General features: G+C 46.6%; 22 protein-coding genes. All 22 read right to left on the reverse strand.

What is annotated here, in order from left to right:
* Nucleotides 1-155 precede the first annotated feature (155 nt).
* Nucleotides 156-1,079, reverse strand: a complete 924-nt coding sequence (locus B2751_RS13520) for an RluA family pseudouridine synthase (RefSeq protein ID WP_053453841.1) — start codon at nt 1,077-1,079, stop codon at nt 156-158.
* A complete protein-coding gene (gene lspA / locus B2751_RS13525; protein ID WP_056062334.1) occupies nt 1,076-1,552 on the reverse strand; it encodes a signal peptidase II in 477 nt (158 codons plus the stop codon). Before lspA ends, B2751_RS13520 begins: the two co-directional genes overlap by 4 nt.
* A 72-nt stretch (nt 1,553-1,624) precedes the next feature.
* Nucleotides 1,625-4,360, reverse strand: a complete 2,736-nt coding sequence (ileS, locus tag B2751_RS13530; protein WP_290775287.1) for an isoleucine--tRNA ligase — start codon at nt 4,358-4,360, stop codon at nt 1,625-1,627.
* Nucleotides 4,361-4,658: 298 nt separating this feature from the next.
* Nucleotides 4,659-5,180 (reverse strand): DivIVA domain-containing protein, encoded by a 522-nt coding sequence (locus B2751_RS13535; RefSeq protein ID WP_023468794.1) that lies wholly within the window; start codon nt 5,178-5,180, stop codon nt 4,659-4,661.
* A gap of 24 nt (nt 5,181-5,204) precedes the next feature.
* Complete coding sequence (locus tag B2751_RS13540) at nt 5,205-5,975, reverse strand: RNA-binding protein (protein ID WP_290775290.1); 771 nt, start codon at nt 5,973-5,975, stop codon at nt 5,205-5,207.
* Nucleotides 5,972-6,247: a YggT family protein gene (locus B2751_RS13545; protein ID WP_035406819.1), complete on the reverse strand. Its 276-nt coding sequence runs from the start codon at nt 6,245-6,247 to the stop codon at nt 5,972-5,974. The genes B2751_RS13540 and B2751_RS13545 overlap by 4 nt, the downstream gene beginning before the upstream one ends.
* A 2-nt stretch (nt 6,248-6,249) precedes the next feature.
* A complete protein-coding gene (locus B2751_RS13550) occupies nt 6,250-6,747 on the reverse strand; it encodes a cell division protein SepF (protein WP_035406816.1) in 498 nt (165 codons plus the stop codon).
* Nucleotides 6,748-6,769: 22 nt separating this feature from the next.
* A complete protein-coding gene (locus B2751_RS13555) occupies nt 6,770-7,441 on the reverse strand; it encodes a YggS family pyridoxal phosphate-dependent enzyme (RefSeq protein WP_035406814.1) in 672 nt (223 codons plus the stop codon).
* Nucleotides 7,428-8,204: a peptidoglycan editing factor PgeF gene (pgeF, locus tag B2751_RS13560; protein WP_056062337.1), complete on the reverse strand. Its 777-nt coding sequence runs from the start codon at nt 8,202-8,204 to the stop codon at nt 7,428-7,430. Before pgeF ends, B2751_RS13555 begins: the two co-directional genes overlap by 14 nt.
* An 84-nt stretch (nt 8,205-8,288) precedes the next feature.
* Nucleotides 8,289-9,443: a cell division protein FtsZ gene (gene ftsZ, locus B2751_RS13565; RefSeq protein WP_029342137.1), complete on the reverse strand. Its 1,155-nt coding sequence runs from the start codon at nt 9,441-9,443 to the stop codon at nt 8,289-8,291.
* 48 nt (nt 9,444-9,491) lie between these two features.
* Nucleotides 9,492-10,796: a cell division protein FtsA gene (gene ftsA, locus B2751_RS13570; protein WP_035406809.1), complete on the reverse strand. Its 1,305-nt coding sequence runs from the start codon at nt 10,794-10,796 to the stop codon at nt 9,492-9,494.
* A gap of 229 nt (nt 10,797-11,025) precedes the next feature.
* Nucleotides 11,026-11,805, reverse strand: a complete 780-nt coding sequence (locus B2751_RS13575) for a cell division protein FtsQ/DivIB (RefSeq protein WP_035406806.1) — start codon at nt 11,803-11,805, stop codon at nt 11,026-11,028.
* Nucleotides 11,806-11,865: 60 nt separating this feature from the next.
* Nucleotides 11,866-12,960 (reverse strand): undecaprenyldiphospho-muramoylpentapeptide beta-N-acetylglucosaminyltransferase, encoded by a 1,095-nt coding sequence (murG, locus tag B2751_RS13580; protein WP_290775294.1) that lies wholly within the window; start codon nt 12,958-12,960, stop codon nt 11,866-11,868.
* Nucleotides 12,957-14,303, reverse strand: coding sequence for a UDP-N-acetylmuramoyl-L-alanine--D-glutamate ligase (murD, locus tag B2751_RS13585; protein WP_290751545.1), 1,347 nt, complete (start codon nt 14,301-14,303; stop codon nt 12,957-12,959). The genes murG and murD overlap by 4 nt, the downstream gene beginning before the upstream one ends.
* Before the next feature lie 33 nt (nt 14,304-14,336).
* Nucleotides 14,337-15,299 (reverse strand): phospho-N-acetylmuramoyl-pentapeptide-transferase, encoded by a 963-nt coding sequence (mraY, locus tag B2751_RS13590; RefSeq protein ID WP_290775296.1) that lies wholly within the window; start codon nt 15,297-15,299, stop codon nt 14,337-14,339.
* Between the two features lie 22 nt (nt 15,300-15,321).
* The gene (locus tag B2751_RS13595; RefSeq protein WP_290775298.1) at nt 15,322-16,641 is read right to left on the reverse strand and encodes a UDP-N-acetylmuramoyl-tripeptide--D-alanyl-D-alanine ligase; all 1,320 of its coding nucleotides are present in this window, start codon (nt 16,639-16,641) and stop codon (nt 15,322-15,324) included.
* A gap of 108 nt (nt 16,642-16,749) precedes the next feature.
* Nucleotides 16,750-18,762, reverse strand: a complete 2,013-nt coding sequence (locus B2751_RS13600) for a penicillin-binding protein (protein ID WP_231496838.1) — start codon at nt 18,760-18,762, stop codon at nt 16,750-16,752.
* A 122-nt stretch (nt 18,763-18,884) separates the two neighbouring features.
* Nucleotides 18,885-19,271 carry a cell division protein FtsL gene (ftsL, locus tag B2751_RS13605; RefSeq protein WP_023468808.1) on the reverse strand — a complete coding sequence of 129 codons (387 nt, stop codon included), beginning with the start codon at nt 19,269-19,271 and terminating at the stop codon, nt 18,885-18,887.
* Between the two features lie 13 nt (nt 19,272-19,284).
* Nucleotides 19,285-20,223: a 16S rRNA (cytosine(1402)-N(4))-methyltransferase RsmH gene (gene rsmH / locus B2751_RS13610; RefSeq protein ID WP_056062348.1), complete on the reverse strand. Its 939-nt coding sequence runs from the start codon at nt 20,221-20,223 to the stop codon at nt 19,285-19,287.
* 161 nt (nt 20,224-20,384) lie between these two features.
* Nucleotides 20,385-21,947, reverse strand: coding sequence for a bacillithiol biosynthesis cysteine-adding enzyme BshC (bshC, locus tag B2751_RS13615; RefSeq protein WP_290775301.1), 1,563 nt, complete (start codon nt 21,945-21,947; stop codon nt 20,385-20,387).
* A gap of 29 nt (nt 21,948-21,976) precedes the next feature.
* Entirely contained in the window at nt 21,977-22,333 is a 357-nt protein-coding gene (locus B2751_RS13620; RefSeq protein ID WP_035406782.1) for a DUF3397 family protein, read from the reverse strand.
* Nucleotides 22,330-23,139, reverse strand: a complete 810-nt coding sequence (locus B2751_RS13625; RefSeq protein WP_035409503.1) for a ketopantoate reductase family protein — start codon at nt 23,137-23,139, stop codon at nt 22,330-22,332. The genes B2751_RS13620 and B2751_RS13625 overlap by 4 nt, the downstream gene beginning before the upstream one ends.
* Nucleotides 23,140-23,158 lie beyond the last annotated feature (19 nt).

The following is a 23,158-nucleotide window of genomic DNA, read 5'->3' on the forward strand; positions in this document are numbered from 1 at the left end:
CACGTTTGTGGTAGGTTCTCCCTTTCGCAGCCTCTCCGGACTCGATTAAAGGTGATACTAGTTTGGTAGGATCGTCGCTCGGACGACCGAAGTGTCAGTAGAGGATGTCTCGCATCGCTCTCTAGGTGATACTCTACCGTTTTATTAGAAAAACGTCAAGACTCTAATTCAAGTTTTTTCAGTTGACCAATCTCGAATGTCATCTCTTCTGGGAGCGGTGCTTCAAAACGCATCCATTCGCCTGTCCGTGGATGTTCGAAGCCGAGAACCGCAGCATGCAAGGCTTGACCATTCATTTTCATCGTCTTACGTGGACCATATTTCGGGTCACCGGCAAGCGGGAAACCGATATAACGCATGTGGACACGGATTTGGTGTGTCCGCCCTGTTTCGAGTTTACATTCAACGACTGTAAACCCTTCGTACCGATCGAGAACACGGAAATGGGTTACGGCAGATTTTGAATTCTTATCCGTTACCGTCATCCGTTGACGATCGTTCTTATCGCGTCCGATCGGTGCTTCAATCGTTCCGAGCTCGTGCGGAATCTCACCGTGTACGAGCGCAATGTAGAGACGTTCCGTCGTTTTCTCTTTCAACTGATGCGCGAGTGATTCATGCGCTAAGTCGTTCTTAGCAACCATCAACAGACCAGACGTGTCCTTATCGATTCGGTGAACGATTCCTGGACGTTTGACACCATTAATGCCCGAGAGATCTTGACAATGATGTAACAAGGCATTGACGAGGGTCCCTGAGACATGACCTGCCGCTGGGTGGACGACCATTCCTTTTGGTTTGTTGACGACAATGACATCTGAGTCCTCGTAGACGACCTCAAGCGGGATATCTTCTGGTAAAATCTCAAGTTCTACCGCTTCCGGGATATGAACGGCAATCGATTCTGTTCCCGATAATTTATAGTTTGGTTTAACGACACGACCATCGACTTCGACGCGTCCCGCTTTTAACCATTCCTGTACTTGCGAACGCGACCATTCATTTTGTTCTGCGAGCCACTTATCAATGCGCCCTGTCGCTCCATCCGCTTGTACGGACCATGTTTCTACTTCATTCATTTATCCATCGTTCCTTTCTTAGTCAACCGTTCTTCGAACATGACGCTAATCAGCATCGTGATGACACCAAACGTCAAACAGACGTCTGCGACATTAAAGATCGGGAAATTATAGCCGAACGGGAAGAAGTGGAAGAAATCAACGACTTCTCCTCGAACCATTCGATCAATGAAATTTCCGATCGCACCACTAAGTAGTAGCGAGATACTCCAAGCAAATACCTTATTTTTCGTGCCTTCCTTGTAGAGGAAGTAAATCAATCCAATGACGACGATAATCGTGACGAAGAAGAAGAAACCGAATTTACCTTCGAGCATTCCCCATGCGGCGCCACGGTTCCGATACGAGTTGAGATAAAAGAAATCCGGAATGACTGTGATCGCTTGACCGATCGTCATATTTTGAACGACGATCCATTTCGTCAACTGGTCGATTCCAACGAGTAAAGCAGCAATCCCTAAGTAAAGCCACATCCTATTGTCCTCCGCATCCAAAAATAATGAGGGACGTCCTGCGAAGTCGCAGTCGCCCCTCCCTTTGTATCATTATAAAGAATTGACGACTTCAGTACAACGTGGGCAAAGCGTCGGATGAGCCGGATCTTGTCCGAGTTCTGTCGAATATGTCCAACAACGTTCACATTTTTCACCGTCAGCTTTTTGAACTGTAATACCAGTCGTCTCATACATCTTATCCGTTGTATCCACGAATTCGAGTTGTGAGACTTGGAGCAACTGCTCAAGATGATCAATCGTTTTAAGCAATGCTTTTGTTTCTTCCTTCGGTGCAAGCAAGAGTTTTGCTTCGAGTGTCTTACCGACGAGTTTCTCGACGCGTGCTTCCTCGAGTGCTTTTAAGACATCATCACGGAATGTCAGGAACGCGTTCCATTTCTCGATGAGAGCAAGTCCTTCTTCTGAGACTTCGACCGTTTCCGGAAGGTCCGTCAAGAAGATACTCTTCGTCTCAACAGCTGGTACGAATTCCCATGCTTCGTCTGCCGTGTGTGGCAAGATAGGTGCCATCAATTGCAACAAGGCGACGACTGTATCATACATGACCGTCTGAACCGCACGACGCGATGTCGCGTCTGCTTTTTCGATATACAGGATATCTTTCGTGTAATCGAGGTAGAACGACGACAAATCAAGGACACAGAAGTTGTGGAGCAATTGATAGACCGACATGAAGTCGTACGCATCATAAGCCGCTTTTACTTTTCCAACAAGTTGGTCCAGTTTCGTACGCATGAAACGGTCTGACTCTGGTAAGTCTTCAAATGCGACTCGGTGCGTCGCAGGATCGAATTGATCCAAGTTTCCGAGAAGGAAACGAACCGTGTTCCGGATTTTACGATATGATTCTGAGACTTGTTTGAAGTTATCCATCGATGCCCGAACATCAGCTTGATAATCGACAGATGCCACCCACAAACGAAGGATCTCTGCTCCGAATTGTTGCATGACTTGGATTGGTGCAATCGTGTTACCAATCGATTTCGACATCTTGCGACCTTGACCATCCAGAACGAATCCGTGACTGACGACCGCTTTGTATGGTGCTTTCCCAGTCGTTGCGACGGCTGTCGATAGCGACGAGTTAAACCAACCGCGGTATTGGTCAGAACCTTCAAGATAGAGATCCGCTGGACGTGTCAATTCAGGACGTGTCGCAAGGACACCGGCATGTGATGAACCAGAATCGAACCAGACATCCATGATGTCCGTTTCTTTTTTGAAGATACCGTTCGGACTTGCTGGATGTGTGAATCCTTCAGGAAGCAAGTCGACTGCTTCGCGCTCATACCAGACATTTGATCCGTGAGTTGCAAATAGATTCGCGATATGATCAATCGTTTCTGGTGTGACGATTTCCGTTCCATCTTCAGCGTAGAAGATTGGAAGTGGAACGCCCCAAGCACGTTGACGGGAGATGACCCAGTCGCCGCGGTCTTTGAACATGTTGTGGAGACGTGTTTCACCCCACTCTGGTACCCACTGGACGCCTTTGATCTCATCAAGGATTTCCGCACGGAAGTCTTTGATTGAAGCGAACCACTGTGGCGTTGCCCGGAAGATGACCGGTTTTTTCGTCCGCCAGTCGTGTGGATACGAGTGTTTGATGAATGACAGTTTTAAGAGAGCGCCTGCTTCTTCGAGTGCGAGACCGATTTCTTTGTTCGCATCTTCATAGAACATGCCTTCGAATCCAGGAGCTTCTGCCGTCATGACACCTTTATCGTCAACTGGGCAGAGAACGTCAAGCCCGTATGCTTGACCAATACGGAAGTCATCTTCCCCGTGTCCTGGAGCTGTATGAACGACACCCGTCGCTTCAGCTGTAACGTGGTCGCCGAGCATGACGAGTGATTCACGGTCATAAAGCGGATGTTTCGCTTTCACGTACTCGAAGTCCGCACCGTTGAAGACACGTCCAATTGTCGCGTCTTCCCATCCGAGCGCTTCGATGACTTCTGGAACAAGTGTTTCCGCTACGATATATCCTTTTCCTTGATACTCGATCCGCGCATACGTCAATTCCGCACTGACAGAGATTCCAAGGTTCGCTGGGATCGTCCATGGAGTGGTCGTCCAGATGACGAAATGATCCGTCGGCTCAAGGATGTTTTTTCCATCCATGACTTGGAATGCGACATAGATCGCAGCTGACCGTTTGTCTTGATATTCGATTTCTGCTTCAGCTAGTGCTGATTCAGAAGACGGTGACCAATAGACCGGCTTTTTCCCTTTATAGATATAGCCTTTGTTCGCCATATCCCCGAACAAACGAATTTGAGCTGCTTCAAATTCTGGTTGAAGCGTGATATATGGATTGTCATAGTCACCGAGAACACCGAGACGTTTGAATTGATCACGTTGGTGATCGACTTGTTCGAGCGCATATTTCGCACATAACTCACGGAATTCCGCGACCGTCATCGATTTGCGGTCAACACCTGCTTTTTGAAGTGCTGTCTCGATAGGCAAGCCATGTGTGTCCCAACCTGGTACGTAAGGGGACTGGAAGCCATTCATCGATTTGTAACGGACGATGATGTCTTTTAAGACTTTGTTTAATCCGTGACCCATGTGGATGTCACCGTTCGCATAAGGAGGACCATCGTGAAGGATGAACGTCGGTTTTCCAGCATTCTTTTCTTGGACCGCAGCATAGAGATTCATCTCTTCCCATCGTGCTTGCATATCCGGCTCACGTTTTGGCAAGTTGCCTCGCATTAAAAACTCCGTTTTCATCATCAATAAGGTTTCTTTGTAATCCATCTGACCATCTCTCACCTTTCGCTTTAAAAGTACAAAAAAAGCCAAGCTCATCCCTGAGATAGGGACGAGCTTGGCTGAACTCGCGGTACCACCCTACTAATCCTGCTCGTCTGTTCGACGACGCAGGACCGCTTAAGAACTCGCTAACGGGAGTGAACCGGCATGACTTACTGTTCGGAGAACGTTCAGTCATACACTCTAAGGGGATATCCCATCTCTTTCGTTGCTCGGGCTTCCACCATTTCCCGATTCGCTGTCAACTGTCCAAGATTCGACGTGTCCTTATCATTGATTTTATTTATACGACATCGTCGTCATTATACGCAACTGCTGGAACATCGTCAAGCGCTCCACGAGAAGAGAAATCAAATGCATCCCAGTCGTGGCTCGTCAATAATTCCATTTGAGCATCGATCAACACTTTGAAGCGATTTCGATAGAGCTCGATTTTCTTACGCATCTGTTCCACTTCGAAGTCCGTCCGTTGTGCCCGGCGTTGTGCCGCATCTTGCAATTGCTCTGCTTCGCGTTCTGCCTGTTTCAAGATCAAGCTTGCTTCTTTTGAAGCATTCGCTTTCACTTCTTCTGCCGCTTCCTGTGCGACAATAATCGATTTATTCAATGTTTCTTCCATCGAACTAAAGTAATCGACACGCGCTTGCATGTTTTGGATGACTTCCTGTTGTTGACGGTTCTCACGTAACAACAACTCAAAATCCTTGATGACCTGATCTAGGAATTCGTTCACTTCATCCTCGTCATAGCCGCGAAACTTTCGTGTGAACTCCTTATTATGAATATCGAGTGGCGTTAATGGCATGATGAATTCCTCCTCCGCATTTTTTTATCCTTTTAAAATACCGTATTGTAGTTTGATTCGATCCCGTTTCGTTGATCCGAGAATCGCAATCAGTTTAACGCGTCCCGTTCCACGTAAGGAAAGCAGATCCCCTTCTTCAAGCATGAAACTCACGTCATCGACTACCTTATAATTCACTTTACTTTCACCCTGTTTAATGAGCGTCTGTGCCTTTTGACGGGAGAAGCCGAGAATTTCACTGACGACCGTATCGAACCGAAGTGAGCTGACGAACCCGAGCGTCTCTTCCCACTCTTGTTCCTTCACTTTCAAGCGATCTTTTGCGTCTATGCGCGAAAGACGAATCTTCGTCTTACCTGCGCGTTCGACGTTTGCTTCGATATATGTCGCAACTTCGTCCGCGACAGCAAATTGCACTTGATCCTGGATGATGACGTCGCCGAACTTGGCACGCTTCAATCCGACGTTCAATAATGTACCGGTGACTTGACGATGAGATAGTTCAACGAATTTAGTAGGATAATGAATGCGATAAATGGAAATGTCAAAGTCATCCGCGTTGTATTCATAATAGTCTGGTGCGAGGATTGCTCGTTTACGTTCGGCGCCTTCGAAACCGCCCTCAAAAAAGAGGGCGCATTTCGAACCGACGAGTTCTTGTGTAATTTGCTGTTCACGAGGGTCTAGAAAATCCGTTAATTTAAACGTATACGTCGCTTCCACGTGATCAATCCAGTTCAAGACCGAATCGACGAATTCCCGCTCGCTTCCACGATAATGATCATATACACTCATACGAAGAAGATAGCTCGGATACCGGATTGTGCCAAGTTCAAGACGAGAAAGGCAACAATCGGCGAGATATCTAGCATGCCTCCGATAGGCGGGATAATACGACGGAAGGGTGCTAGGAATGGCTCGACCAACATCGCGAGCACTTGTCCGAATTTCGAATCACGGGCATTCGGGAACCAAGATAGCAGAATGTACACAATCATGACATAACTATAATATTGTAATAACGTACTTAATGTACGACCAATCGCGTACATCACTTGTGAATCCATACTTACCACCCCTTATGATTAATATCATCTTCTCCTAGGAGATTCGAGATGCTACCAGCCAACTCGACATTGTTTGGAACACAGAGGAGGGTATTCTGACTGATCGTCGTGATCGTTCCATCGAGAGCGAAAACGACACCAGATAAGAAGTTGATCATCTGTCGTGATTGATCTTTTGACATACGTTGCATATTGACGATGACAGCACGGTTCTGACGAAGATGTTCCCCAATCTCTTGGGCTTCGTTAAAGACACGTGGTTCACTCAAGATGACCTGCGATTTCGTTTTTTTCGTCGCATGTAGCGGCACGATATTCGATTGTCTCACGCTGTCCTCCTTTTGAGTAACACTTGGGGTAGATTCCTCGTAATACTCTTCGTACTCTTGTTGTGAAGCACCTCTACCTTTATTTATTGTAGCATCATTTTCATATTCGAGTTCATCTAAATCATCGCTGTTGCCGAGAAATAGATTTTGCATTTTTGATTTGAAACCCATATCCATTCTCCCTTCTTATCGTTTAGGTGTGAACGAGCGTCGTCCCGACTCGGACGAACGTCGCCCCTTCTTCGATGGCAATCTCAAAATCCGATGACATCCCCATGGATAACTCTGTACATGGAGCATACGACAATTTTTTTGCCTTGACCTCTTCTTGCAATGTTTTTAATGACCGGAATACCTCACGTATACGCGTCGTGTCTTCCGTCAACGGTGCCATCGTCATCAGTCCGATGACACGAATCGCGGGATACTGACCGATTTCGTGTAAGAACGACGGTACATCCTCCGGTGCAATACCTTGCTTCGATTCTTCTCCCGAGATATTGACTTGAATGAAACAATCAATGATTCGGTTCGTTCGTTTATTGATCTCTTCTGCCAAATGAAGACGATCGAGCGAATGCAGCACATCAATGGCATCGATGATCTGACGAACTTTACGCGTCTGTAACGTGCCGATGAAGTGCCATGTACAGGCTGTACGTCCAAGTTCTGCTTGTTTTTCGAGCAGTCCATCCGGACGATTTTCTCCAAGATGCGTTACACCGGCCTCTAATAATTCAGAAGCAACTTGACTTGAGACTGATTTCGTCACGCCAATCAACTGTACCTGCTTTTTGGATGAACTCTTTTCACTCGCTTGTTTTATCCGTCGTGTAACCTCTTGTACATTTTCAAGAATTGACATCCAATGACTCCTTTACGATCAAACTCGCGAACCGACCGCCGTGGTCGCCGTGGCGATAAGAGAAGTAATCTTCCGCCTGACAATGTGTACATAGACCTGAGTCAAGGACATCACCCACTCCACAACGCTCAGCAAGCGCAGCATTTGTTTTTTGTAGCGATAACATCGCTTTTCCATCTTCCTTGCGTATGTAAGGAGACTCATCGAGTTCAAGTGCGTCGATCGCATCGATAACGGGTTGATCGACTTCGTAACAACAATCACGAATCGATGGACCAATGACCATCTGAATCGATGAGCGACTCGCACCTGCACGCTCCATTTGTTTGACTGTCTCTTCAACGATATTGCCAACAGTCCCCCGCCATCCGGCGTGCGTATTCGCGATGATTCCTGTCGTCGGATCACAGAAGACAAGCGGAACACAATCAGCGAAGAGCATCATCAGTAAGACATTCGAATCAGTCGTCACCAATCCATCTGTACCCGGAATCGCTGTTTCGTAATCCAGAGCGCCGCGTCCGGAGTCAAGTGTCGTCACCTGTTCAACGTGATTCCCATGGATTTGCTGCGCCCAAATTGAGTTCTCAAGAGATAGATCAAGCTGTCGAGCAATGACTTGTCGGTTCTGGATGACGCCGTCACGATCATCGTTGACATGTAATCCTAAGTTACCGTTTCCATGTGGTGCTGCAAACTTCGTCGTAAAGGCGGCACGTACGGTACCTGTTGGTGTATCCCATTTGATCCATTGTCCAAACATGTTGATGCCTCCTTCGATTTTAAAAAAAGAGGCGCCGCTTTCGCGACACCTCTTGGTTTAGCAGTCGTGTCACTGGAACATCGATCAACGATTATTCCGGCGAAGGAAAGATGGGATGTCCATCGTTTCTTCGACATCTGGCGCTTTAGCTGGTTCAGGATTTGAGCTGACAGGCGTCTCTTCGACTTGTGGTTTAGACTCCTCTGTTGGTGGTGGAGTCGCTTGTTTTTTCTTCAATAGGTTTTTCATCATCTCTTGTGCGGATGGAATTTCGAAGTCGAGTGGTTCGTTTTCGAATTCTGTCGCGATGACTGTGACGATGATTTCATCTTCTAGGTTATCATTGATGACCGAACCGAAGATCAAGTTAACTTCCTCATCTGCTGCACTTTGAACGATCTGTGCGGCTTCCGTTACTTCATACAAGCTGAGGTTCGCACTACCCGTGATGTTCATTAGAACACCTTTCGCGCCTTCGATTGATGTTTCAAGCAATGGACTTGAAATCGCTTTTTTAGCGGCTTCCGTCGCGCGATGTTCACCTGTTGCGACACCTACACCCATCAAAGCAGAACCTTTTTCAGTCATGATCGTCTTCACATCGGCGAAGTCGAGGTTGATTAGACCAGGAACGGCAATCAAGTCCGTGATACCCTGTACACCTTGACGTAAGACGTTATCCGCTTCTTTGAACGCTTCAAGCATCGGTGTGTTCCGATCGACGATTTCAAGCAACTTATCATTCGGGATGACGATCAACGTATCGACTTTTTCTTTGAAGTTCTGGACACCAGAAACAGCATGTTGCATCCGTTTACGTCCTTCGAACATGAATGGCTTTGTCACGACACCGACTGTCAATGCGCCAATTTCTTTTGAAATCTCAGCGATGACTGGAGCAGCTCCTGTTCCAGTTCCGCCACCCATACCGGCTGTGACGAAGACCATGTCAGCTCCTGAAAGGATTTCTGTTAATTGTTCACGGCTCTCTTCTGCCGCTTTTTTACCGATTTCCGGATTTGCACCCGCACCGAGACCACGTGTCAATTTTGCGCCGAGTTGTAATTTCACGTCAGCTTGTGACATGTTCAATGCCTGAGCGTCTGTGTTTACAGCGATGAACTCTACGCCTTGGACACCGTGTTCAATCATTCGGTTGACGGCGTTCGAACCGCCACCGCCTACACCGATGACCTTGATTTTTGCTACTTGGTCCATCATTTCATCAAAATGCAACATAAAAAGGGCCCCCTAATATTTTTTACTCATTGGATTTTTTTGTAGGCATTAACCAAAGAATTTCTCAAAGAAACTACTGAATGACTTTTTCTCTTTTGGAGGCTGTTCACGCGTTGGTCGTTCTTCACGAGCAGGTGATGCCTGTTCGTTCATGAGCAGTGCATCCTGCTCACGTCCGGATGCTACGACTTCTTTCTCTTCTGCCCGGTCGAAACCTGATTTCGATACGGCGCTTCTTGAGAGTACATAACGTAACATACCAGCTGCAACGGCATACTTCGGATGACGAATACCAAGACTAGCAGGCTGATAAACATTGACGCTCTGCTTGAAAATCCGTTTTCCGAGCTGATCAATGCCAGGTAGTGAAGAACTTCCACCACATAAGATCAAGCCGCTATTCATGTGAGCGTATCCCGCTTGCGTCATTCGTTTTTGAATCATCTCGAAGATTTCCTCAAGTCGCGCTTCTAAAACGAATCCGATCTCTGATTGTGGTTCGAAACGATGTTCCCCGTTGATCGTGACGTATGAGACTTTCTCCTCCGGATCACCGAGTGCTTCGAGTGCAACGCCGTATTCTTCTTTAGCGAGTTTCGCATCTTGGTATTTGCAGTTCATCTTGTACGTCAAATCACGTGTCAGATGATCTCCACCGTAAGGCAACGTCGTCGAGTAGACGAGATCGTTCTTTTCATAGATGGAAAGCGTCGTCGTCTCATGTCCGATATCGATGATCCCAACACCGAGTTCTAGTTCATCAATCGATGCTGCGATTCTAGATACCGCTAAACTCTCCAGCACATATCCAGCAAGCTCTAAACCAGCCCGTTCAATGGAACGTTTAATGCTATGTAGGATCGTCTTCGCTCCGATGATGAGCTTCCCTGTTACTTCGAGACGATAACCAATCATTCCTCTTGGATCAGTGATTTCTGTTTGCTGATCAACCGTAAACGTCTTCGGCAAGACATCAACTACACTGAGTTCATTTGGAATTCGCATGACCATCGCAGAATGCAAGACATCTTTCACATCATCATCCGTGATTTCATTGTCCTCACCTTTGATTGACGTCATCCCCTGGCAATCCTTGACTTGAATGTGCTCGCCCGAAATAGCGACATATACTTCACCAATTGGTTCACCAAGTGTACGTTCCACTTCTGTGACCGCTTGTTTAATGGCATGTACCGTTTGATCGATGTCAACGATGACACCTCGTTTAACACCCGCGGATGGTGCAGAACCTTCAGCAAGAACGTTCAGCGTTCCACCAAGTAGTTCACCGACGATGAGCTTCACCTCCGATGTCCCAATGTCGAGTGCGGCAATCGTACCTTTCGTTTCCATGGGAGTGACACCTCCACTTTCATAATACTAATCCTTTTTATTCCTAATTATATTCTAGGAATAGATCAGGCTTCTTCTCGTTTAAGTCTACACTATATAAATACTTACGAAAAGAAGTTATTGCCCGTCTTAGCGTCCTAATAGATTACGATTTGATGACGATTCAAATAAAGGTCGACGAATGAAAACACATGTTTGTTTTTTTGTTCGTCAGCCCTTTACGAATCTTCTATTTTTTCCCTTTATATGGTTTGAAATAGATACCACCATCAATTGTAATTGTTCCTGTCTTTCCTTTTGGTAAGGCAGAAATGACCTTTACATATTCATTCAATGAATTAGAAAAGGCAGAAGTACTGAGCAAAACCGTATTCCCATCCGTCATGAACAACTTCAGACCACCTTTGTCAGTCTTATCATTAGCGACGATCTCGGATATCCGGCTCCGTACTTTCGGCTCGATTTTAACAAGCTCCTTCGTCAATCGATTTAGAGATTGATCGGTGAAGCCAGTCAGGATCGGAGCGTCAAACAATTCTTCCTTCGACTTACCGGGAATGATCGTTCCATCCGCAAGGACGATCCGGTCTCCCGGTTTATCTTTCGCATAGGCAATCTCTTTCTCTTCCGTCACCGTCACGCGATATTGGTGCAAAAATTGCTTTTGCATCGTTGCTTCTTGAATACCTGGGACCTTCTCAATCCGTTCAAGAACGTCTTCCTCTGACACATTAAAGGCATGTGTCTCTTTCACCTTGATCCCGGATGCTTGCAAAATATCCTCTGATTTCACATTGACGTTACCATCAACATCAAATCGAGCGACCCGGGAATAGCTTGACTGCAGATAAAAGACGACACCGACCAATAGACCAATCAAAATCAGGACATAAATGAGTCTTCGGTTAGCTTTTTTGCGACGTTGTTCACGGATATAAGGTATCTTATCCTCGAGACTGCGGACGTTCTTGTCCTCTTGCGGTCGTTCGACCGCTCTCCGTTCCCTCACGTCTCATTCCTCCTCTATACGTAACAGTTCATTTCCCTATCGGTCTTTTCCTGCAATAGTTTAGTTTTTTTGTCCTGTTAGTCGTAACAATTCATCAACTAAGTCTCGTGATGCATTCGGCATACCGAGCGCAAGTGCTGCTTCAGACATCTTTTGTTGTTGCGCCAATGCTTTTTCACATGCATCAAATAACCGTTCACCTGTCAGTTCTTGTTCACGAATCAATAGACTCGCACCTGTCTCGACGAGCGATGAGACATTGACTTCTTGATGGTTTTCCGTCACGTAAGGACTTGGAATGAGGACACTCGGTAACCCAAGCGTCGTCAGTTCTGCTAATGTACTTGCTCCCGAACGCGAAATGACAAGTTGACTTGCTTTTAGGATGTTCGGTAAATCATATACAAATGGACGCAGTTGAATGCGTTCAGGTACTGAGCCAACGCGTGAAACAATCGTATCGTAATGAATCTGACCCGTAACGAAGAGGAGCGACCATCCGGCTTGTTCAACTTTCGGCATCATGTCGACGACTGCTTCATTGATGGCAGGCGCACCACGACTACCACCATAGATGACAACGAGTGGACGCCCTTCCTCGAAACCGAAACGTTGACGCTCTTCCGTTGGGTTGATTTGTAACTCCGCTACTTCAGAAGCGCGTGGGTTTCCGATCAGAACCGTCTTTGTTTCGTTTTTACCGAAGTGATGACCGGATCCTTTGAAGGATAATGCGACACGGTCCACATAACGCGCTAAAAATTTATTGGTGATACCGGGAAGACTGTTTTGTTCATGAACGAGTGTCTTAAAACCCATTTTTGCTGCCGTGTACAGAACAGGTCCACAGACGAACCCACCTGTACCGACGACAATATCCGGTTGGAACTGGCGCAGTAGTCGGCGAACCCGTCGGACACTCTTGACAAACCGGATACCCGTCTTGACGTTCTCGAACGACAGCGAACGACGGATGCCAGAGATCTCAATCGATTCAAATGGAATTCCTGCCCGACGGACGATATCCGCTTCGAGACCGTTTTCTGTTCCGATATAGAGGACCTCACACGGCATGCGTTCTTCGAGCTCTCGGATCATGGCAAGTGCCGGATAGATGTGACCACCTGTACCGCCACCAGAGACGACGATTTTCATACTGTTGTTCCCCCTACTTCATGTACGGCACGAACGAAATGATCGCCGCGCTCTTCATATGTCTTATACTGATCCCAACTTGCGGATGCTGGTGATAAAAGAATGATGTCTCCAGGTTGTGATACTTCAAACGCTACTTTCACGGCTTCATCCATCGTCTTGACGACCGTTGATGAATAGCCGTTTTCAGATGCAAGCGTTCCGAAGCGATGTCCGGTTTCTCCCAGTCCGATGACATGTTTGACGTGCTTCATCGCATCGAGTAGCGGTGTCAAATCCGCTCCACGCTCGAGCCCACCACATAACCAGATGATGTTTGTCGTGAATCCAGATAGGGCTGCTTCTGTCGCGACGTTATTCGTCGCTTTCGAATCGTTATAAACTTTTCGACCAGCAATTTCACCGACGAACTGTGTCCGGTGCTCTACTCCTCCGAATGTCCGTAGCACATGCTGGACATTCGCTAATGGTAAGTCGAATGGTTCGACGAGCGCTAAGGCCGCGAGGACGTTCTCAACATTGTGACCACCACCGAGAGCAAGTTCTTTGACGGGTAGAATACTCGATCCATTGATCGTCAACACATCATTCACTATTTCTGCATAAGCAGATTGACGACGTGAGAATAGGAGCGGCGTCACATTTGCTGTCTTACCGAGCTCGTTGACCGATGCATCATCAGCGTTCAAGATAAGCCGATCCGAAGATGTCATGTTTTTGAAAATCCGAGCTTTTGCTTCTCCGTATGATTCAAAATCACCATGATAATCGAGATGTGCCGGTGATAGATTTAAAAAGGCCGCTGTGTATGGTCGGAACTGATCGATCCCCATCAATTGAAAACTCGATAATTCAATGACGATGATGTCATCTCGTTTCGCCTGACGTGCGATTTCAATTGCCGGAAATCCAATGTTGCCTGCCAAATGCACACGTCGAGACCCTGTTTTCAACAATTCATGAACGAGTGTCGTCGTCGTCGTTTTCCCGTTTGATCCTGTGATAGCAATCCACGTCGCATCTGTTGCGTGATACGCCAGTTCCACCTCTGTCCAAACGGGAATGTTGCGTCGTAATGCTTCTTGTAACAATTCGATCTGATACGGAATCCCTGGATTCTTGACGATCAAATCGATGTCATCGAGTAGTGTAAGCGGATGCCCACCATAAACCGTTTGGACATCGAGTGATGCAAGCACTGCTTGATCACTCTCGGACGGTGTTTTCCCGTCATTCACTGTCACTTCTGCACCTACGCTCGCTAAATAACGAGCGGCTGCGATTCCACTTTTCGCCGTTCCGAGAACGAGCACCTTTTGATCATTCCATTGTCGTTGTTCCATTGTTGAATCGCTCACTTTCTCTCTTCGTTTTTATCACATAAATACGTAGGCGATGAATGCCATCAAACAGCTGATTCCTGCGAATGTACCGACAATCCGCCATTCGCTCCAACCAACCATTTCAAAATGGTGATGAATCGGACTCATTTTAAAGATACGTTTCCCTGTCGTCTTAAATGAGATGACTTGTAGAATGACAGATAGTGTCTCTACAACGAAGACAATGCCGATCAAGACAAGGAGAAGTTCTAGTTTTAGGACAATCGATAGACCTGCTAGTGCGGCACCGAGTGCAAGGGACCCTGTATCGCCCATGAAGATTTTTGCTGGATGAGCATTGAATAAAAGGAATCCAATTAGGGCACCAACTGCTGAGAAGGCAAAACAAGCAGCACCTACTTCATCCGCGATGAACAAACTGTACAAACCGAAGAAGAGGAATGTCGGAATCGCCGTAAACGATACGAGACCGTCTAACCCGTCTGTCAAGTTGACAGCATTCGAGAATCCGACTAACCAGAACAAGGCGACGAACGGATAGATGATACCAAAATCAAGTTTGAAGTCTGTGAATGGAATCGACAGATACGTCGCGTCACTCGTAAATCCACCACTCAACCAAACGAATAACAATCCGACGACGATTTGCCCAATCAGTTTTTGCTTCGAATTCAAGCCGAGATTACGCTTCTTGACGACTTTGATGTAGTCATCGATGAAACCAATCGCACCATATGCAAGTGTTAAAAAGAGTAACGATAACTGTGTCGTTGATAAATCACCCATGACGATTGCTCCAAGAACACTGACGATCATCGCGACGAGAATGACGATCCCGCCCATCGTTGGCGTTCCCGATTTGACCTGATGCCATTGAGGTCCTTCTTCCCGAATTTCCTGACCGAACTTCAATCGGTGTAGAAACGGAATTGCCTTTGGCATAACAAGTAGTACAACAAGAAATGCAAGAATAAGACTGATGAATAATGTGATCATAGCAGACACCCTTTTTCAAAAATTAGTTTTCGTTCAGATAGGTCAATATCCGTTCGAGCGCCATCCCACGTGACGCTTTCAATAAAACGATTGTTCGTTCTCCAAGCAGCGAACGCAATTGTTCAGCAGCATCCTCAACAGATGCCGCAAATTGGATTTGGACGGATGGGTCGCTGATTCCTTCAGCAATCCACGCGCCTTTCTCCCCTACTAGAATAGCATGCGAGACCGGTAACGTAATCCGCTTTCCGACCGAGGCATGTAACAAGCGTTCCTGGTCTCCTAGTTCATACATATCGCCGAGCACGAGAACACGCGTCGTATACCCTTCTAATGCAGTGATTGTCTCAATCGCTGCATTCATCGATGTCGGACTTGCGTTATACGCATCGTTGATGACCGCCGTCTCCTCAAAGAGCAGTCGTTCCATCCGCATTGGTGTCAGTTCAACCGCGTCGAATCCTTCTTGGATCCGGGCATCCGTCACGCCAAGCGCGCGCGCTGTCGCAATCGCGTACGCTGCATTTCGGACTTGGTGTTTTCCTAACACAGGCAGATGAAAGGCAGTACCATCGTAAGCAAAGGCTGTTCCGAAAAATGTTGCTTCTGTCGTCTCGATCCGGTACGTATTCCCAATCTGATAACCGATTTTCTCCGCTTCGACTTCTGCTAGAAGTGGTTCATCCCCATCAACGAACAGATGACCTCCTGGTTTAAGACCAGACCGAATCTCAAGCTTTGCTTTGGCGATTCCACTACGTCCACCGACTTGCTCCGCATGGGATTCACCGATGTTCGTGACGAGCGCAATATCTGGTTCAGCAAGATTCGATAAGAATTCGATATCGCCAAAACCGTTCATTCCCATTTCCAGTACGGCGACTTCCGTGTCAGCCGGCATCATGAGAATCGTTAACGGCATCCCGATATCCGAATTGAAGTTCCCTTGTGTCTTATGTGTCTTGAACGTTGTCTTGAGTACACTTTCGACCATGTCTTTCGTCGATGTCTTGCCATTCGATCCAGTGATGGCAACGATTTTTGGCGCAATCCGCATTAAGTATTGTTTAGCGATCTCTTGCAAGGCAACCAGTGGTTCATCGACTTCTAAGAAAACGACATCGATGTCCGGTCGATCAATCCCTCTCTTCCATAAGGTGACGATCGCTCCTTGATTTTTTGCGCCTTCCAGGAAGCGATGACCATCGACGCGTGCTCCTTGAATTGGAACATAGAGACCATCTTCAAGATGTGCGCGTGAATCCGTTGCGAAGTGGCGGACGACCCGGTCGTCTCTGACATCAAGATGCAGCCACTCAGCAATTTGCGTAATTGTTAACATGATATATACCTCCATTCGATGACAGCAAAAGAGGACGAATGCAAAAGTCAACGAATGACTCCTGTTCGTCCTCGTCTTCCTGTAGAAATCAGGAAACTTGCCCCACCGTTATTCTTTAGGTTCAGCTAGTTCGACCGTCAACTTTCCATTTTCCTTCACTAGTGTACCAGTTCGAGCTGATTGTTTGGTTACAAAACCTTTACCGATGACATCGAGCTTCAAGTCATATAAGCTGACGAGCTTTTTGACGTCTCGCTGCGACCACCCCGTCAGATTCGGCATCTTAAATGTGTTCGCCGTCTTCAGCAAGACACGTTCTCCACTGACGAATTCTTGACCACGAGACGGAATCTGCGAAACGACCTCCGCTCCATCCCCAAGGATGATTGGAACAGCTTCTTGTTCTTTCGCCAAATCCGTTGCTTGTCGAGCGCTCTTCTTGATATAGCTCGGCGTAATCTTCGCTTTGACATCCACCGAATCTTTTTGCGTTTCCGGTTGAATGCTCCGGTACTGTAATGCTGTATTCATGACACTTTTGAACACCGGACTCATGATGAGTGGTCCTGAAACTGATGATTCATTTTTTGACGGACGATCGACCGCGATGTACATGATCAATTCCGGATCATCTTTTGGTGCCATGCCGATGAACGAGTGAATGAATTTTCCTTGAATGTATTTTCCGTTCTCAGAAATTTGAGCTGTACCGGTCTTACCGATGACACGGTAGTCTTTCAACTTATACATTTGACCCGTTCCGATTTTACTGTTGACGACACCGTCCAGTGCATCCCGCGTCGCTTTGGCCGCCTCTGCCGAAATTGGCTTACCGACGACTTCTGTTTTCGCTCGGTACGGTGCTTTATCCGTATGATCAGCTTTTTGGATGATATGCGGTTTGACCATTTCACCGTCACCAGCAATTGCTGTTGCCCCTTGGAGTAATTGCATTGGTGTGACTGCAGTCGATTGTCCCCATGAAGTGATGAGCGCATTCAGCGGTTTTGACAAATCAGACTGACTGTTTACTTCTCCCGAGATGTCTATACCCGTTCGTTGGTCAAAATGAAACTTCTTAAAGTATTCTTTATACCGTTCGATCCCAAGTTTTTCTGCTGTCAACTTCGAGAACATGACGTTCGAGGAGTGATAGACGCCCTCGATCATCGGAATTGTGCCCCAACCAACATCATTGTAATCCTTGATGACCGTTCCTTTGTAATTATAGCTACCCGATTTATACTTCTCGTTCGGACGGAAGACTCCCGCATCAATCGCTGCTGCGAGCGTAAAAATCTTCATCGTTGAACCCGGTTCGAATCGTGAGGATACGGCGAAGTTCGTAAAATCTTTCATGTCACGTAAATTCGGGTTGAACGATGGCCGATCCGCCATGGCAAGGATTTCACCAGTCTTCGCATCCATGACGATACCCGTTGCGTTTTTCGGCTTATACGTGTTGTACATTTTTTGCATCTGTTTCTCAAGCGACTGTTGAATGCGATGATCGATTGTCAAGTACAGATTCGATCCGTCCTTCGGTTCATTCGAGACACGTGAAGAACCTTGGATCAACGGATTACCACTCCGGTCTTTCTCGAAGACGCGTGCACCGTAAGACTCACTCAAGGCATTATCATACTGTTTTTCGATCCCCATTTGTCCCTGTAACGCGACACGACCATTCTCCTCGGTGATCTTTTGGACGAATCCGAGTGTATCGGACAAGAAGATACCGTTCGGATAGTATCGTTTTGGCTCTTCGATCATCCGGATTCCAGGGAGTTTTAACTTGTCGATCTTCTCTTTTTGATCGAGTGTTAAGTCATTTCCCTTTTTTCCGAATTCGATTTGCGAACGTTCTTTGTTCTCAATCAAATAGGTTTCCAGTTCCTTCGTCGTCATTCCAAGTATCGGTGCAAGACCTTCAGCCGTCTTTTTGAAGTCGACGATCGTCTCATCCGGATCCTTGACGCCACCTAGTCGGTAAATACCAATCAGGTGATACGACGGAACATTAATGGCGATTGGAGAACCGAGACGGTCAAAAATTTCACCGCGTTCTGCCCCAAGCGTCTCCTGGGACTCCCATCGCTTTTTCTCAGCATAGGCAATCATATCTTCCCCATGGAATTGTTTAGTTGTCGCTAAGTATAAAAATCTGCCAATAAACACAAAAAAGAGAGTAGCAAATATCACCATGATAAAGGCTACTCTCCAACGGGATTTTTTCAGTGGATTCATTTAGGAATCACCTTGATGTTCCCTTTACGCATATCAAGACCCTGTTCTTTTGCAATCTTATAAATCCGTTCCGGAGAGCTTAAGTTCGTGACCTCTAGTTGTAAACGTTCATTTTCTTTTTTGAGTGACTGTGTGACTTGGTTTTCTTTCGCTAAGTCACGACTGACATTGTACGCCTCGTTGTGCGTACTGATCGTCAAACTCCCAAATAACACAAGACCACCAATCATCGCACTGTATAAGAATTTTTCAAAGGGATACAAGCGATACTTCGGACGGACGGCGACGCGACGTGCGATATCTTCCGTCTTCCGTGGTTCCTGAACAGGTTGTTGACGAACGGGTTGAACCGTTTGGACCGATTTACGAAGTGGTTCTGCCATTGGAATGCTCCTCTCAAGATTCTTTCATTTTTTCAGCGATTCGTAATTTTGCCGATCGAGCGCGACGATTATCATCCAGCTCTTCGACACCAGCTGTAATCGGCTTGCGTGTGACGAGTCGGAGTTCGGGCTCCATCTCGACCGGTATCATCGGCAAGCCCGGTGGAAGCTCGGGTAGTGATGATTTTTCTTTGATCGCCTGTTTACACATACGATCTTCAAGTGAATGGAACGTAATGACACATAAACGTCCACCAACCCGTAATACATCAATTGCTTGGTGTACCGCACGGTCAAAGACGTTCAATTCGTCATTGACGGCAATTCGGATCGCTTGGAACGTCCGTTTCGCAGGGTGACCACCTTTACGTCGTGCTGGTGCTGGAATCGCATCCTTGATCAATTCGACGAGTTCGAACGTCGTCTCAATTGGTTGCTCTTCCCGCGCTTTTTCGATTTTGCGTGCAATTTGTTTTGAGAACTTCTCTTCCCCGTATGTAAAGAAGATACGTACGAGATCATTGTAAGACCATTCATTGACGACTTCGTAGGCAGAAAGTGGAGAAGATTGATCCATGCGCATGTCGAGACGTGCATCGTGATTGTAACTAAATCCCCGTTCCCCTTCGTCTAATTGTGGTGAAGAGACACCAAGATCGAATAAGATGCCGTCTACTTTCTCGACGCCATGTGCTGCTAATTGCTCTTTTAGATAAGCAAAATTACTCTTTATTAAAGTAAAGCGACCTTCATACGCCGCGAGACGTTCTGCTGCATGAGCAAGGGCGACATCATCTTGATCAAATGCGTATAGATGACCTGTCGTCAGTTGTTTGACGATCTCTTCGCTATGTCCTGCTCCACCTAATGTACAATCGACGTAAATACCGTCGGGTTTAATCGCGAGTCCTTCGATTGACTCCCATTTCAATACCGTTTCATGCTCAAACATGTCCTGCCTCACCTTTCACTGTCCTTGAAGGACGTTACTCTTTTTCAATGTATCACATTCTCTCATGAAAACGTTACGAAAATGAGACAGTTTCCTTGATTTATTTAACTTTTGTGTAATTTTCGCTAAAAAATCAAAAAAACCTGCTTGTTTCAGCAGGTTTAAAGGAAAATTTTCAGTTGTTCAGCCGCATTTGCCTCATAAGCGTTCCTTAAGTCCCGAACAAAATCAGGACCATGATGATTCAACCACGGTAAGATGGAGTGAATCCTTTCTTGTGGCGCTCCATCCGGTAGCAAATGATAGGCCGTTTCTTTATACTGTCGCGTCTGTCGATCAAATTGACGTCGATCTTCTGCTAACAAACTAGCAATCGATTGTTCGAGTTGTTTCTTGATTTTCTCACTCTTACTCGAAGTTCGCAGTAGCTGATGTTCGAGCGAAAGAAACTCGGAGACGAAGCTATCTTTCAGCATCGCTGCCGTCTGCAGGCGCCCTGTCATCTGCTCTTCCGAATAGACGGGAATCGGAACGCCTGACCGGACGATCTCTTCGAGTGATACGTCGAGTTTCATAAGCCGTTTTTCATCGCTATGACGCACGAGTAATCCGCCCATACGAGGGATTAATAACGGCATCGTCCACTTCAGATGGTGAAACAGTGGGCGTAAGCGCGTCCAGTAAGCTAATTCTCCCGGTCCACCAATGTAGGCAAGCGTCGGGAACAGATAATCCTGCATCAATGGTCGGGTCACGACACTGTTTGAGAATCGTTCCGGACTGGCGTACAGTAACGCGATCAATTCAAGTTCTGTATACCGCTTCCCTTGTTTCGTCTCAAATCCGCTTGCTGTCGGATAAAGCAACTGACGACCGTGATCATCGATGAAAAGATGCGCGGCCTCCTCGTTCAAGAATGTGTCGGGTAATTCTTTCGTCTGTGTTATTCCGTCCGTCAATGCCTGTCTGAATTCCGCATTGTCTTGAATCAATCGTTCAAAAAACGGAATCTCGAGTTCACGGACAGGGTGTGTATCAGCATCAAAGAAGACGATATCGAAATCGATCAATTCGCCGATTAATTGTGAGAAAAACATGCCATACGATGTACATTCTTCAACGAGTTGTTTCAGCCGCGCAACTAATCGTTTCGTGTGGATCGTCTCCGGCATTGCCCGGAACGTTTCTTCAATGATTTCTAGAAGTGCCGGCTGATCAAAAGACAAGCGACTGACCGAGCGGGCAATCGTTTCCGCAGGGGCGACTGCGATTTTTCGCGTTTGAAAATCTGCTGTCGGAACATAAACATGATTGATCTCATCAAAATCGTGATCTTCGGTCGCGAGCCAAAAAATCGGAACGACAGGGCGATCAAGTGTCGCTTCCGCCTGCTGCGCGACCTTAAGACAGGTCAACAGTTTATAGATGGCATATAATGGTCCGCCAAAGATGCCGGTTTGTTGCCCTGTGACCACAGCTTGTGCCTCACCTGTACGAAGTTTCGCGACACGCTCCCGCAATCGCTCCGTCATATTTGGATTTTGGCGTTCGAGTTCGTCCGTTAGCGCCGCAAGATGCGGATAGTGACGCTCTTCAAGTAAGCGGCTTCTCGACGCTAAACCACTCGTTCCGAGGTGATCGACATATGTTAAGAATTCTTCTCGTGAAGCACGATGCATCAGCGAGTTGTCATCATATAAGGCTTCAAATGGTTGTACCTTCAAACAAAATCCCTTCTTTCTTACCTAACTCGTCAGCTGATGAACAGTTGACGTATACCGAGCACGAATAACACGAAATGAACGGGTAACGCTAGCAAGATGATGATCCGCCAACTGTGCCGAATCATTTGTCTTAAATCGACATCAAGTTGCCGAATCCGTTGCCAGAGCGCGTTCAACGCAAACACTACCAACACGACGATGACGATCCATCCTAAGTAATTTGTTCCGGTCAAGGCAATCAATGCGACATGAATGGCATATAGAACAATGAATGTCCCAACGTCGAGTGCGAATCGGACTGCCTTCCCGTGTTTTCGAAACAGAAGTAAAAAGATGAGATACAACGCAAGTAGGCTGAATAAAGGAAAAATGATGAAAACCGTCACTGCGGACCCTCCCTCTGTTTGATCTGTTCATAATAAAAAGATAAACGTGGCGTCGCAGTCGTCGCCTGACGTAACGCGTATCCAAGTATCGGTTCCACTTCTGTTTGGCGTCCTTGCTCAAGATCTCGTAACATCGAAGAACGATTTTTACTCGTGTTCTCCATGATTCGCTCGATTTCGGAATAAGTAATGCTATGATTCGGAAAAATCGTCTGCATTTCGTCAAATAATTGACGTGCTTCTTGTCGATAAGGCATTTCTAACAAGGATCCATTCTCAACACCGTAATATGCCGTCACTGGATTGATGACGACGTTGATGAACAGTTTCGTCAATAAGACCGCTTCCATATCCGACTCGAATTCAAAACGGAGCTGTATTGACGACAAGTTCGAAATTTCTTGATTTCCATATCGAATACGTCCTTGTCCAGTATGCCTGACTTCAAACGGCGCAGTGCGCATGGCTCCATGTTCGACGACACCGAATAAGACTTGCGGCAATTGCTCTTTCCATTTCAAATGATCCATTCCATTTTGCAGGAACATGACGGGACACGTCAGCCGTTTGAGGAATGGAATCACACTTTTTATATCATACGACTTTGTCGCTACAAACACCAAGTCTTCTGACTCGAGTCGATCAATCTTCCGGATTCGTACAAGTCGACTTGCCTGTCCATCGCGAATGATCGAACGTTCCTCTTCTTGTTCTTGTCGAGTATAGAGCGTGACTGCATGCTCTTCCGATAAATAAGAGGCAAGCAATAAACCGATGGCTCCCGCGCCAATGATTCCAACGTTCATCTTCATCATTTCCCCTTTC

It is taken from the genome of Exiguobacterium sp. UBA6282 (genome assembly GCF_002440475.1).
Classification (GTDB): domain Bacteria; phylum Bacillota; class Bacilli; order Exiguobacteriales; family Exiguobacteriaceae; genus Exiguobacterium_A.